6 protein-coding genes are annotated in these 14,809 nt (G+C 58.0%); all 6 read right to left on the minus strand.

Annotation, left to right across the window (positions count from 1 at the left end):
• Window positions 1-84 precede the first annotated feature (84 nt).
• Window positions 85-2,232 carry a hypothetical protein gene (locus tag BM035_RS01655; protein ID WP_092029972.1) on the minus strand — a complete coding sequence of 716 codons (2,148 nt, stop codon included), beginning with the start codon at window positions 2,230-2,232 and terminating at the stop codon, window positions 85-87.
• 3 nt (window positions 2,233-2,235) lie between these two features.
• Window positions 2,236-4,068, minus strand: coding sequence for an efflux RND transporter periplasmic adaptor subunit (locus BM035_RS01660; RefSeq protein ID WP_092029974.1), 1,833 nt, complete (start codon window positions 4,066-4,068; stop codon window positions 2,236-2,238).
• A gap of 18 nt (window positions 4,069-4,086) precedes the next feature.
• Complete coding sequence (locus tag BM035_RS01665) at window positions 4,087-4,941, minus strand: efflux RND transporter periplasmic adaptor subunit (protein WP_092029975.1); 855 nt, start codon at window positions 4,939-4,941, stop codon at window positions 4,087-4,089.
• Window positions 4,942-5,073: 132 nt separating this feature from the next.
• Entirely contained in the window at window positions 5,074-5,868 is a 795-nt protein-coding gene (locus tag BM035_RS01670; RefSeq protein WP_092029977.1) for a SapC family protein, read from the minus strand.
• Between the two features lie 171 nt (window positions 5,869-6,039).
• Entirely contained in the window at window positions 6,040-7,632 is a 1,593-nt protein-coding gene (locus BM035_RS01675) for a TolC family protein (RefSeq protein WP_092029979.1), read from the minus strand.
• 77 nt (window positions 7,633-7,709) lie between these two features.
• A complete protein-coding gene (locus tag BM035_RS01680) occupies window positions 7,710-14,771 on the minus strand; it encodes a hypothetical protein (RefSeq protein WP_139216005.1) in 7,062 nt (2,353 codons plus the stop codon).
• Window positions 14,772-14,809 lie beyond the last annotated feature (38 nt).

The raw sequence follows: 14,809 nt of genomic DNA on the forward strand, positions 1-14,809 counted from the left end.
AGATCAAGCGATATTCACGGCGCACGTCTGTTCTCGGTTCGCAGTAATGCAGACCGCTTAATCCGCCACTGACATATGAAGACATCAGATCAGGTACCGTTGCTGAAGGAGCTGCTGCAGATAGCGTTGTAACTGCCAGGCAGCACTTTTCGGCTCCAAATGGATGCGGAGCTGGCCAATGGCACCGTCAAAATATCGAAGGCCGCTGATATCCGGGAGTTTTGCAGAAACCTCGAAGAAGGCGTCTTTTGAGACCAGCCGCCCCATGCTGTCCGATTCCGCAACGAAGTCACCACCGCCATTGATGCTCAGTGCCAGCGAGGGCAATTCAAATTGCTGATAGGGAATCAGCCGGAGATCCTGACTCCTAATGGTCTTCTCGGCCTGTCCCGAGAGACGAATCTCGGCTGTTTCGATTGCCTGCTGAAACAACTGATCCGCCTGTGTTTGTTTCACCAAGGCAACAAACTTGTGTTCCGAAACCGACAGAACCCGTCCCAGCATGGTACCTCTGGCGACATTGGTCCCGAGTCGGGATAAAAGATCCTCCCCCTCCCAGACACCATCGACCGGTGCACGAATGATCAGATTCTCCAGTCGCTCGGTAAGCGTCTTCTCACGCTCCTGCAATGAGGCCAGTTGCTCCAGAAATGGAGTACTGTCTTCCTCGGTATCTTGAAGAGCACGGCGATACCGCCATTGCGTTTCCTCAATCTGGTGGCGAGTAATGAGAAGTTCCTGTTCCAGTTCCCGGTTTTGGAAACCAAGCAAGACTTGCCCCTTCTTTATTTTGTCTCCGTTATCAACCGCAACCTCAACCAACGCGCCCCCGGAGTGGGTAAACAACTGGTGAATGTCTGCCGACTGAACAACGCCCGAGGCTTTGACGCTGTGGGGAAGAGGAACGGTCAAAAAGCATAAAAGTATGGCTCCGATGGATGCGATGGATAACGTAATGGCCCTCGACCGGTTCCTCACCAGTCTCGGACTGGTGAGGAGGTATTTAAGCAATTTCTGACCGGGAATCAGGAGCCAGATAAAGGTCATCATGATGATCATCAGAACGCCGAGGCCCACCCAGATATCGGCAACCATGATGGTGATCACAGTCATAATAAATAGGCGGTAGAAGAAACTGAGAAATCCGTAAGACGAGAGCCAGAGTGCCTCAGACGGCGATCCGGCAGCGGGCTCCGATTTTTCGGTACCCAGGAGCCAGCGATCCATGTAGTAAAGCCATTGCTGGTTCGCCTTCTGATACAGGTTGGGAATGTCGACCGCATCAGCAAGCATGTAATAGGCATCGAAGCGCAGCAGCGGGTTGCCGTTAAACAGAAGGCTGGAAACGGACCCTGCAATCATCAGATTGAAGGCAAGACTATTGATGACGCCGGGCCCGGTGGACACCCAGACTAGCGCGGCAATGGCTGCAAAGAACAGTTCAACATACATACCCGCACCACCCACGAACACCCGGTGCCAACGGCTTCGCATGGACCAGCTTGAGCTGGCATCGATGTAGGGTAGCGGGGTAAAGACGATGAACATGATGCCCATCGTATGGACAGGCGCCCCGTATTTCTTGCAGACGATGGCGTGAGCCATCTCGTGGAAAATTTTGAGTACAAAGATGCTCAGATAGAGCAACGGGAGGTTGCCGAGAGTAAATATTCCCTGGCCCTGTTGCCAGAGCGTATCCCAATTCTCTAAAACGGTTTTACCCGCCAGTAAAACGACCACAAGCCAGACCAGAAACGAAAAGGTGCCGAAGAAGGGCGACAGGACCTTTCGCCAGAAATCCAGAAAACGGTTCGGATCCCACAGCGGAACACGGACGTACAGGAACGCCATTAACTTCCCGAGGTTTTCCCGAGTCTTCTGTTTCTGGTAGCGATCAAAAATCGCCTCGTTATTGGCCTTGGAACGAAAGAACAACAGGTTGGAATGATGCAGCTGCGACAGCATATGGATCACATCCTCCTGGCCGGGGGCCGATTCGGAGTGATCCCTGACGAATGTCTCCCACACCTCACCAACCGTTTCCTTCGGGTTCAGCCTGGAAACAAACTGATAGCCGACAGGCGTTATCCGGTAGTATTTCTCCGAGCCCAGTTCCTGAAGAACGTACCACTCCCTGCCCCGATAGATTTGCTTATGCACCCGCACGCTCGGCAACAGCCCGAGTCTGAGCTGCGCCACATCATGCCATGAGTCACTGAACGTTGCGGACATGTTCTACCACCAGAGCCAGAGTCTTACCCGATCAACCAAGCGATGACCAATCACCCACAGGACATTCCGGTTGCCCTTATCCACCTTCGCAAGCCCACCCATACCGGGACGCCACCAGGACTCTGCCGGAGCCTCAAAATCCGCCTTGAGCTGGAATGCGGGACCTGACTGGTCCTCAACGGTTGCCACTGGAATGATCCGACGAACGGTAAATGGAATACGGACATCGGGGCGACTCGCGAAGGTGAACTCGCCCCGATCACCCTCTTCGAGAAAGTGAATATCAATCTGGGGTACGGTCATGGTCATATACATCCCCTCAAGCCGGGCAATCTTATAAAGCGTATAGCCCTGACTGACAGACAGTCCCAGCAAGGACTGCCGATCTCCTTCAACAACCACACCGTCAAAAGGCGCTTTAACCTCAGCCTGTTCAAGATAAACCCCAAGACGCTGGAGTCTGGCCTCACTCTGGGCAACCCGGGCTTTGGCGATTTCGGTTTCCACCAGATCCATCAGAGCTCTGGCCCGATTGATCTCAGACTGGTTTCGAAGAAGATCCGCACGAACTTCCGACTGCTGCAGCAAGAGATCCTGCTGGTCCATCACCAACAGGACATCGTCTCGTTTGACCAGATCGCCGCTTGTAACTAACGCTTCATCTATTCGACCATCAAACGGCGCACCCGCAATTCGTATGCTGTCCGTGACCAGGCTGGCATTTCCCTCAACCCGATGCGGCAAAGTTCCAAAAATCCCGTATAGCAATAGCAAGGCAAAGACACAGGAGAAGGTCTTGATCCAGACATGCTCCGGCCCAACCAGCCAGGCAAGGCGTCGCCGAGAGCGTTTTAACCAGCGGGCCGGCAGCGGCTGTTCCAGCTCTCGCAAGTGACTCAGCCGGGGGTGAATAATTTGCAGCAGGAAGTGGAGTGACTCCATCACCTGTCTTGAAATCGGTTTCTCGTACCGAATCAACATCACGACCAAAGCGTCTCCGTCGTGATTTCCTTTCAGCGGTAGCGAAAAGACCGAGGTACACCCATGATCTGTCTGTAGTTGTCGATGGGCCAGCAAAATGGTGCCGGGCTCAGCCTCAGCGCCCTCCTGAACACTGATCGGCAAGTCTTGATCGGCCGCTTCTTCCATTGCAGCCTCAAAGCTCTTGATCAGTTCCGTTTTGCGTTCGAAGCGGTCCATATGACTGACCGCTCTCACTTTGAGATAGCTCCCCTCACTCCACCCTATGACGGCACGATCGATCTCATTACTGTGGCTCACCAGTCCGTTTGCCAGTGTGTAGGCAGCGGTTGAAAAGCGCGTTGATTGGTAAGCCTCGGCCATCAGATCGAGAAACGACAGGACAACCGGTGCGACGCCGTTATTCCTGTCATCCGGTTGACTGGTCGCATTGCATCCACTGCCGGGAATATCGGCGATCAGTTGAGCACGAACAATGATCTCGTTCAGCCGTTGCCTCGACTGAGGCTCAACTAGCAGAACCAGGAACCTATTCTCGAGACTGTTCAACTTCACCGCCACACGAATGAGACCGGCTGTTTCAGAGGGCATCCCAACGGCGAACTGTTTCGATTGCGCTTTTTTGACAAGACCGTCGAGCCACGGAGCACCAATGACTCGCTGCCGGTCCTCCGATTCCCCAAGAACCGCAGCAAGTTCGTGCAAGGCGTTGCCCCGGAACTCAACCACGAATGCAGACCGAGCCAGGCAGAGCGACAATACCGGGGGCAGAAAACGCTCCCAGAATTCGGAACCTATCTCCGAGGCCCCTCGAAGAGATACCAAGTCGTTGATAATAGACTGAGGGTCAGACATACAATGCCCCGAGTGCTATCACAACAAGACCCTTCCCCGGGTACCGGGTCGGATCATTCCATTGGGGTTGGCAATTTCGATTCGGATTCTCACCAGTCCGCTTGCAGGGTCCGCGACAGGCGCTACAAAGGTAACGACGCCCGTCACCTGACCAGCGCCATCAATATTGGCGGTCACTTCCTGGTCCGACTGCAGTAGACGTGCGAGTGCGTCGGGTACACTGGTCCGGAGAACGACCGAACGGAGATCCACCATGGTAATGACGGTTTCACCGGCAGATACCCATTCACCGTTGAATTTCTCTATCTTGGTGACCAGGCCGTCAATCGGCGCTTTCAGTGAGCGCTCCAGCAGTCGCTGAGCGGCGGTCTTGTATTCGAGTTCAGCGAGGGATTTCTGAACAAGGCTATTATCCAACTGTCCTTTCGCCTGGATCTTCTCGAGGCGCAATGCGTTCAGCTCGTCTTTACTGACCGTGCCGGTCGTCTCAAAAAGTTTGGACAGGGTCTGGTATTGCGCGGCAATGATCTTCAGCCGTTCGTTACCGGTATCCACTGCGGTGTTATCCTGCCAAACAAGGCGACGACGCTCCGCCTCAAATTTGGCGGACTGGCTTCGAAGTCTCAGCAGCACTCTACCCTTCGGGACAGATTCCCCTTCGGATACGGCGACCTCATCAATCAACCCATCCACAGGCAGCGCAAGGTCCCGCTCCTCAACCGGATAAACAACGCCTTCAAATTGCCGGAGTTCTGACGCAAACGCGCCAGGCTGCCCCGTCAGAACAAGCAGAGGGATGATCAACCTGAGGATGAGTCTTGTCGCAGGAAGGGTCCGGCAGCGATTGCTCCGATAGAAGCTGGAGTAAAACATGCGTACACACCAATGGAACTGTGCTGTGGCCACAGTAAAGAAAACAGGGAACGGGCTATATTCTTCCGAGCGTTTGAAGAAAGATGCGATGTCACGGGCTTCGCCCGCGACATCGCTGTTACCGCAGGCGGTTCAGTGAATGTTTTCAGCTTCTGCAGTAGACTCTTTTTCGCCTTCAGGTGACGCCGGCACGGTTGCCTCAGCACCTTCCCGCGTCAGCCCGGTTACACCGTCTTTGAGAAGAGACAGTCTTTCTATCTGCGCCAGTGAGGTCAGATGAGCGTAGATGGGGGCAAGATATCGGCGGGTACGGACATCCAGAATGGCATTATCCGACAGACTGTTCAGCCTTTCTTCGTTAATCACATAACAGCCGGTGATGTTCTTGACCTGGTTGTCCTGACGCACACGCATATTCAGCGGTGTAAACAGGTTCTGATGTGCCAGATACTTGCAAAACTCCTGGGTGAAAGCCTCCATTTGCTGAAGCTCCCCCAAATACCGTTTTACATTATCAATGACCTCGGTTGGTTCACCATCCTCGCCGAACAGCGGCTTACCTTCGTCGCGGCTGACCGTCTCACTTTCTTCGTCGATGCAAACCGTGTACTGGCCTTCGTCATTGACTTTCGCCAACGCGAACGGATATCGACGAATGATCGCAGGTACGTACGACGCCTGCCATTTACCATCGGCACCGACGAAAAGATTCTCGCCTTCGTTCAGGCCTAGCAAAACGACCGGTCGAAATTCGTCTTTGGTTTTATCTTCAATAAACACAATCGGGTAGACCGACGCAGCCCGGGCAAACTCATGAACCATGAGTGACGCAATGTGGAAATCCTTTGCGTAGCCAAAGCCCTCAATTGCTCTGATCTTCAGGTCTTTGTGTTGTTCTTTATTCACGGGTACGAGCTTTCTAAACATACGTTCTCCATTAACTTTTTTTCGGTCTATCACGGTTCGTGACTCGGGCAAGAATCCGTCCAAGGGTCCTTCCTGCCTGCCCATCAACGCATCGGATAATACCTATTATTATCTGACCGTACTACTTTTGCATACTTTTTGAGTGGGTTTTTTGTGTATCTTTGTAAAAACTTAGCCTTTATCGCTGGAACCGACACCAGTTTCACCAATACGAATACCGTATCGCTCGAACAAAGAGCCTTCTGCCAACTGCATCGCCACCAGTGCCAGCTGGTACCGTGCCAGTGACTCCGCGTACCGCTTCTGCGCCTCTATCCGCTCATCTTCCCGTTCGTACAGATCCCGCAGTCGGCTCTTGCCCGCCGCATAGCGCTGACGCTCCGACTCGTACAGCTCCCCGTAAATCTCCTGGTTGCGCGCCGCCAGGGTCAGGTCACCATGGGAGATCTCCAGTTGCGTTAACCGATTACGCAATTCATTGACAACACTCACCCGCACATCCCGAAGCTCAATATCCGCCTGCCGCTTACGGGCCTCGGCACTGGTCAGGGACCCCCGGCGTTTCAGATTCGTGCCCAGCGGCATACTGAACTCCAGTCCCACGTACCAGGTCGGATAGTCGTTCTGGTACGACTGATCCAGTGTGTCGCTGACACGATCACCCACCGCGCTGGTCCGATACCCCGTCACCAGGTCCAGCTGGTTCCGGTTCTCCTCGCCCGCCCGACGAACCTCCAGCGCCTGAATGTCCCGCTTCAGAACCGCACCCTGATAACCCGGCCATTGCGTCAGCACCTCGTCCGCATAGCGCTGGAAGTTCAGCGGCATCGGGAACGGATCGGTTTCCGGTCGATCCGTCGCCACAAACGTCAACCGGTCATACTCATCGTCGGACAGGCTCAGCAGCGTCTTCAGTTCGCTCTGGGCATCCCGCCACCGCTGCTCCTCCGCGTGCACCGCCGCCTCACTGTCCAACACCCGGGCCTCCGCTTCCAGCAGGGCCGTCCGAGGTTGCCGGCCGGCACGAACCTGTTCGGACGTCTCCTCCATGATGTTCCTGGCGTTGGCCAACGCGGACTGCTGTATTTCAATAAAACGCGTTGCCAGATGCAGGCGCCAGTACGCCCGCAAGGCCTCCGACGAGGCCCGCAGCAATTGCTCGTGGAATTCCCGCTCCACCACCTGCTGGCGCAGCTCCGCTTCCCGGATCCGGCTCTCGGCCACCCGGTTGCCAAACCCCTGCAGCAGCGGCTGCCGGATGCTCAGATTCAGGGACGCGACGAACTCCTCATTGTCCTCGTCACTCTGGGACAACAACGGAATCAGGTTGTTCTCCCGCTGTGTGCCCGACCAGCTCAGCACCAGTTCCGCCCCGGTCATCACCGGCACCCGAACCCCCGCTTCCACGTCGGCACTCTGTTCCTTGAACACATCCTGATTGCGGCGCTCGAAACTCGACAGCTTGTCCGAGGCCGAGTTCTGAACCTCCGTATCCGTGTAACGACCGTCCGCAAACAGCTCCGCCTGCAGCAGGCTCCGCTGCTGATCAACCTCACCCGACGCCACCTGCCGCTGCAGCCGGGCAAACAACGCCTGGCCGTTCCGACTGATCATCGACGTAATCAGACGGCGCTGATCCAGAGCCACCTCATCGTTGGCAAACGGCGCAACCGTGGACTCTGACGCCCAAACGCCCGGCACACCCAACCCAAACCCTGCCGTCGCCGTGACCAGCAATACCCGGGACATTGGCACTTTTTTCATTCGTTTCCCCTGACTCTCTTCGTTCGCAGTTTTAGGCCGTCATAAACCCCGTTTCCGGGGCTCTTTTCAGAGCCCCGTTAAAACACCAGTTCAAAATCATCAATGAACACGTCGTACAGATTGGGATTGTCGAGCAGTTCCCCGGTTACCCGGGGCTGCAGACCCGGAACCTGACCCAGGACTGACGACAGGCCCTGGCCCGCCGACAGGTTGTAACCCGGCGTGCCGACACCCTGGCTGGACAGCCAGGCGTCCCAGTCGCCCTGCAGACCAAACAGGCCCACCCGGGACGGTTCCGACTCGTCCTCGTCGTCCTCGGCCTCCGAGTCAGCCTCCGCCTGAGACAGACTCTCCAGGCGGCCCCGGATCAGGCCATCCACCTCGGCCCAGGTCTCCTCAATCAACGCATCCACTGACACACCTTCCCGCCCGGGCACACCATCCCGGAACACCAGACCAACCTGGGCTTCAAAGACCTCGACCGGCAGCTCAAGCGGATCCAGCGCGCTCGCGCCCGACTGATTACCCGCACTGACCAGATGCAACACCAGGGTGCCGTCGCTCACCTCGAACAGGTGGCCGTCTCCCTCGATCACCAGGTTCAGGACATCCGACAGGCCGTTGACCGAGACCACCGAGTCCACATCCACCCTCAGTGGTGACGGCACCAGACCCGCGACCGTCCCGGCCAGCTGGCCCGCCTCAAGCCCCCTGAGCGCAAAGCCCTCTGCGTTCACCGTCAGCGCCTTCGCCCGCACGTTCACCCCCGAAGGCACCGCTTCGCCGATCAACTGACCGCTGGCGCTGGTCAGCGACACCGCACCGCGGCTCGCTGACAGACCGGTAATCCGGATGTCGTCCTCCGCCCGGATATCAACATCACCCAGCGAGCTCACCGAACTGCCTTCGCCAAAGGTTACCGAATCGGCCTGCAGCTCAAGGTCGCCGAACGTCGGAACCGGCAGACGGTAGGTGCCTCGCAACGTCGGACTGAACGTCCGAACCTCGGCACCGGCCTCCAGACTCAGGGCGCCCTGCGCCTGCAGGCGATTCTCGCCACCGGACCACTCGTGCGAACCGGCAATGACCAGATCCGACGACGTCTGCAACTGGAAACGGCCCAGGCCCATTACCGAACTGTCCAGCAGAACCAGAGCATCAGAGGTATTGGTGAGGAACACATCGCCCTGGTCAACCGACAGGGACAGGACGTTGACCTCTGTCTGGAGAGGTTGAGCCTCGGTGCCGATTCCGGTAGATGCGTTGATATCCAGACGTTCTGCACGAATGAACGAAGCGCTGCTAATCGTAGTGATCGCGCCCGTACCATCAATCACCAGGTTTCCGGTTACGTCCAGCTCGCCCTCCAACTCGGTGGCGCCAGCCACTGTCAACGTGACATCAGCAGCACCGGTGTAATCACCTCCGATCGTCAGATCGCCGCCCACATCTAGGCCGGAGGTGCCGTCGATGGCGAAGGTGCCGTCGAGAGTAGTGCCGGCATCGGTCTCCAGTGCCAGCTTGCCGCCGATAGTCACATCACCCGTGATGGTGACCGCTGCACCGGCTTCGATGGTGGCATCGCCCGCGACATCCACCTGGTTCGTCAGCGTGATCGCATCCGTACCGGTGATCAGCAGATCATTGATGACGACCAGCGTGCCATCCAGATCAGTGGTGCCAGTCACGGTCAGCGTGACTTTGTCGCGACCAGTGAAATCGCCAGTGATGGTCAGATCGCTCGCGTTCTCCTCACCGCCAACCTTCAGCTCGGACGTGCCGCCGATGGCGAAGGCGCCGGTCAGGGTTGTACTGTCCACACTCTCCAGCAGCAAGCTGCCGTCGATGTCGGTGCTGCCGGTGATCGCGATGCTGTCGCTGCCGCGGAGGGTGGCATCGCCGCTGACCTTGACGGTGTCATCCAGCGTGATCGCACCAGTACCTTCGATGACCAGGTTGCCGGTCACATCCAGCTCACCGTCCAGCTCCGTTGCGCCTGCCACTTTCAGCCTGACGTTGTCGCGACCGGTGTAGTCACCGGCAATGGCCAGGTTTTCACCGACCGTCAGACCCGAGGTGCCACCCACAGAGACGGTGCCGGAGAGCTCAGTGTTACCCGCACTGTCCAGATCCAGACTGCCACCCACATCCAGCAACCCGGCCACGCTCACCGACGAACCCCCGTTCAGTGCCATGTTGCCTGTCGCCGACACGCTATTGCCCAGCGTGATCGCACCAATACCGTCGATCATCAGATCGTTGGTCACAGCCAGGCTGCCATCCAGCGTTGTACTGCCGGTGACATTCATGGTGGTGCTGTCCTTGCCGGTGAACGTGCCTGTGAGCTCCAGCGCACTGTCCGTGCTCTCCTCACCAATATTCAGCATGCTGGCACCGGTTACATCGAAGGTGCCGGTCAGCGCGGCAATACCAACGCTGTCCAGATCCAAAGCTCCGCCTACAGTGAAGGCATTCTCACCGCTATTGGTGATGGCCGTGGTGCCGACTACGTCAATCGTCACTTTAGCCCCACCGGTGTAGTTGCCATCGATCACCAGGTTATCGCTGACCGTCAGATCAGAAGTGCCCGCAATATCCAGGATGCCGGTCAGCGTAGTGTTGCCAACGCTGTCCAGATCCAAGTTGCCGTCAACATCCAGCGAACCGTTCAGGCTGACACTCGCTTTGCCGTTAATCGTGGCGTTACCCGTTGCTGTGACAGTGTCCGCCAAGGTAATAGCACCGGCACCAGTCAATCTCAGTGCATTGGTCACATCCAACGTGCCATCCAGCGTGGTGCTGCCAGTGACATTGATGGTTGTGCTCTCCTTGCCGGTGTAGCTGCCGTCAATCGCCAGGTCACCGCCGACATTCAGATCAGATAGGCCCGCGACATCCAGAGTTCCTATCAGCGTGGTAGTGCCATCGCTGTCCAGATCCAGCGCACCACCGACGACCACATCGCCGGTCATGGTAACTGCTGCACCGCCGTCAAGGGTCGCATCGCTCGCCACATCAAAGATGATGCCTTCAGCCTCACTGCCCAGTCGGATCACACCGTCTCCATTGAGCACAAACGTGCTGGCATCGTTGACGTCGTCATCACCCACGGTGAACGAACCGTCGATCGCGGTCGCACCGGTGACATCCAGCTCGACATTGCCCAGCCCGGTGTAAGTGCCGTCTACAACCAAGCTACTAATGTTGGTTTCGTCACCCACGGTCAAAAGACTCGTGGCTGTTACGTCGAACCTGCCGGTCAGCGTGGCGGTACCCGCACTCGCTAGATCCAACGAAGCCCCGGCCGTGAAAGCATCCTCACCGGTATTCGTGATGGCCGTGATTCCAGTCACATCGATGGTGATATCACCGCCACCCGTGTAGTCACCAATCATCGACAGATCACCGCCGGCAGTCAGCTTCGATTCACCGGTAGCGGCTACAGTCGCGGTCAACATAGTATCTAGGGCGCTGGTCAGTTCCAGATTCCCACCAGCGGAAATGACCCCATCGTTGACCTCAATATTTCCTCCGGTCGAAGTCACTTCAAGGTTACCGTTGACCGCATCAAGGCTCGCACTATTGCTCAAAGTGATATTGCCACTGGCGAGCAATTGCACATCGCCATTCGCTGCCTGGACCAGCGCATCCTCTGCAACAGTGATCGCTGCTGCGCCGAGTACAAGGTCACCACCGGCCATCGTCTGAAGATCACTTTGCTCATCAACAACAGGCCCTGAGAGATCGCTCACGGCATTCGCCAGAGACGCATCCTCCTGCACTCGCTGTGAAGTCACGCTGACCTGACCGACGGTCACCGACGTGGTGTCGTACAGATACATGCCTTCAGTTTCGGCATGGGCGGAGACAGTGAATACGTTAGTCTCGATCCGGTTGGTTTCGGATCCAACTCCGGCTCCCGCATTCATCAGCAGGCCGGCAGCGACGATGTTCACTGTCCCGGAGGACTGATCGCCTTCGCTGACGTGTGCATCGATTATTGAGCCGCCCGCAACCAGGGCAACCTTGCCCGCCGAGGAAGACGCGCCGACGCTGATCGACGCAACCTGGATATCACGACCGGCTTCGAACCTGACGTTACCGCTACCCACGGAGGTAACCGTGGCGTCTGCCGCCATCACGATATCCTGCCCTGCGTCCACTTCAATGCTGGAGTCAGAAGTCGTGTTAAGGATATTGGCCAGGCCCGCCAGATTGACATCTCCCGCGGCCAGCAGGCTGATATGGCCCGAACCGCCACGAACAAGGCCCCGGACATCCAGATTGCCATCAGTGTCGTTATCGCCGCGCGCCTGCAGCCTTACATTGCCGCTACCCACCGCGCTGACCGCAACGTTCTGTGCATCACCGTCCGGATTGGCAATGAGGCTTCCCGCTTCGATCACGATAGAGCCTGTACCGCCGGTAACCGCTCGGCTTTGACGACTGTCTATAACGACAGACTCTGTACTATCAGGATTGATCGAAGACCCATCTGCAAGCACCCGACTTACGGACACTGGGCCAACGTTATCAAGCGTCAGAGCATCGTATTCGTTGATGAAGACACCGGCGGAGGATGCGCTTGCGGTCAGGATATCGACGCGGGTATCGAGCGCATTGGTAAAGGTGCCGTCGTTGCCAATGCCGTTAGCCGCCTGAAGCCGGAGGTTATTGGCACTGACATCGATATGGCTCTCGCCGCCGTCCAGAATAGACTGTGCGACAAGGCTCACATCGGCGCTGCCGGCATCGAGGCTACTCACGGTCAGGTCACCGGAGGTCGCCTGGTACCGAATATTGCCGGCATTGGTCAGTGTCCGGGTTCCGTCTGCCATGGTGACATCGCCACCGGCTAGCAGATCAATGGACTTTCCATCGGCTTGGGTTGCGATCGTGGCGTTCTGGGCAATGTTCTGCCCGGCATCCAGACTGATATGGCCGCCGGTGCTCGATACCGCGGCATTCAGCTCCAGATCAGACTCCGCACCACCGACCTTCATCAGCAGGTTGCCCGCTGCCGACACCACACCACCCTCGGCTTCAGTGGTCAGACTGCCCTCACCAGTAATCAGCACCAGAGCACCGGCACTGCTTACCTCCGACAGCGCCACGTCTGTCGTTTGTGTCAGGGTCACCCCGTCCGCAGCCACCTGATGGACGTTGATTGCATCCAGACTGCCCAGAATCAGGCTGTCGGTTTCAACCAGGTACAGTCCACTCGCCCCGGCAACATCCGCTGCCAGTCGGTTCACCTTGGTTTCCAGAGCATCGGCCCCGGTACCGGCGCCTTCGTCGGCGCCATTACCGGTCGTGACCAGGCGCAGCTCGTCCGCCGTCACATTCACCGCCGCGCCGTTGGCGTCGCTGATGCTGCCCGCCATCAGGCTCACACTGCCACCGGTGCTCAGCGCACCCAGCGCCAGCGTTTCTGTCGCCACATAACGGACGTTACCGCTACCCGCCGAGGTGGTCGCTTCCCCGGCCATCGCAATGGCGTTGGCCTGCACATCAAGGGTGCCCGTGCCCGAGGTCGTCACATCACCCGAGGCCGCCTGGGTCAGCGTACCCGTAGCCAGCAGGCTGAGATGACCGCTGCCGGCATCCAGCTCCGCATTCAGCGTCAACGCACCGGTAACATCCAACCGCACGTTACCACTACCATCGGCCACCACGGCCGCACGGCTGTCGGAACCCGCATTAAGGGTCAGATCCCCACCGGTAACGAGCACGATCGCACCATCCGAGTCCGCGGTGGTGCGCACGTCCTCCAAAGCGCTGTTCTGAGTAATGATGTTCGCCTCGGCATTCACACGGCTGACGTCAAAGTCCACCGCATCGACCACCAGGGCATCGCGCTCGGTGACGAACACTCCACCGGTGCCGGCACCGACCGCCAACGTGCTCACCCCGGTCTCAATGGCGTTCGAGCCGCTACCCACACCGGCACCGGCCTGCAGAATCAGGTCGGTCGCCGTGACATTCACGCTGTCGTTATCGTCGGCATCAACAATCGCCCCCATTGTCGCCAGCACAGCAACATGGCCGCTGCCGGCACTGATGCTGCGCAGCGCCACCGAATCACTGGCTTCCACACGCACATTGCCATCGGTACTGGTGATACCGGTGCCTGCGGCCATAGTGACATCGCCACCGGCCAGCACATCCACACTCTTGCCAGCGCCGCCGGCTGTGATACCCGCGTTCTGCAACAGATCCCGACCGGCATCCAGACTGACGTGGCCGCCGGTGCTCGATACCGCGGCATTCAACACCAGATCGGAGTCCGCGCCAGCAGCCTTCAGCAGCAGATTGCCCGCTGCGGTGATTTCACCGTTGGTAGCGAGCGTCTCAATGCGACCCGCCGCTGTACTCAGCACCAGGTGACCCGCCGACGCCAGATCGCCCAGAGCGTCATCGGTGAGCGCCAAATCGGTGTCATCAGCACCAACCCGGTTAATGGTGATGGCGCTCAAAGTTCCGACGCTGATGCTGTCCGCTTCGGTGAGGAACAAGCCGCCCGTGGCGGTGCCCGAAACGCTCGCAGCTAGTCGGTCGACGTCGATTTCCAGAGCATCATTGCTTGTGCCAACACCCTGGCCGTCATCCGTGCCTGTGGTGACAATCCGTAGCTGATTCGCCGATACGTTCATCGCCATGTCGTTGCTATCAGTAATGCTGGCAGCGCTAAGACTGACATTACCACCAGTACTGAGGGCACCCAGGGCCAAGGTGTCGGTCGCCACATAACGGACGTTGCCGCTGCCCGCAGAGGTGACCGCTTCCCCGGCCATCGCAATGGCGTTGGCCTGCACATCAAGGGTGCCCGTGCCCGAGGTCGTCACATCACCCGAGGCCGCCTGGGTCAGGGTACCCATGGCCAACAGGCTGAGATGACCGCTGCCGGCATCCAGCTCCGCATTCAGCGTCAACGCTCCGGTGACATCCAACCGCACGTTACCGCTGCCATCGGCCACCAGGGCCTCACTGCTGTCGGAACCTGCATTAAGGGTCAGGTCCCCACCGGTCACGAGCACGATCGCACCCTCCGAGTCCGTGGTGGTTCGCACGTCTTCCAAAGCGCTGTTCTGAGTAATGATGTTCGCCTCGGCATTCACACGGCTGACGTCAAAGTCCACCGCATCGACCACCAGGGCATCGCGCTCGGTGACGAACA

This window comes from Marinobacter sp. DSM 26671, assembly GCF_900112835.1.
Taxonomy (GTDB): Bacteria; Pseudomonadota; Gammaproteobacteria; order Pseudomonadales; family Oleiphilaceae; genus Marinobacter; species Marinobacter flavimaris.

Bases quoted from the DNA above. Each gene is read 5' to 3' on its own strand.
- BM035_RS01665 (WP_092029975.1), bottom strand. From the start codon at position 4,941: ATGTTTTACTCCAGCTTCTATCGGAGCAATCGCTGCCGGACCCTTCCT.
- BM035_RS01670 (WP_092029977.1), bottom strand. From the start codon at position 5,868: ATGTTTAGAAAGCTCGTACCCGTGAATAAAGAACAACACAAAGACCTG.
- BM035_RS01675 (WP_092029979.1), bottom strand. From the start codon at position 7,632: ATGAAAAAAGTGCCAATGTCCCGGGTATTGCTGGTCACGGCGACGGCA.
- BM035_RS01655 (WP_092029972.1), bottom strand. From the start codon at position 2,232: ATGTCCGCAACGTTCAGTGACTCATGGCATGATGTGGCGCAGCTCAGA.
- BM035_RS01660 (WP_092029974.1), bottom strand. From the start codon at position 4,068: ATGTCTGACCCTCAGTCTATTATCAACGACTTGGTATCTCTTCGAGGG.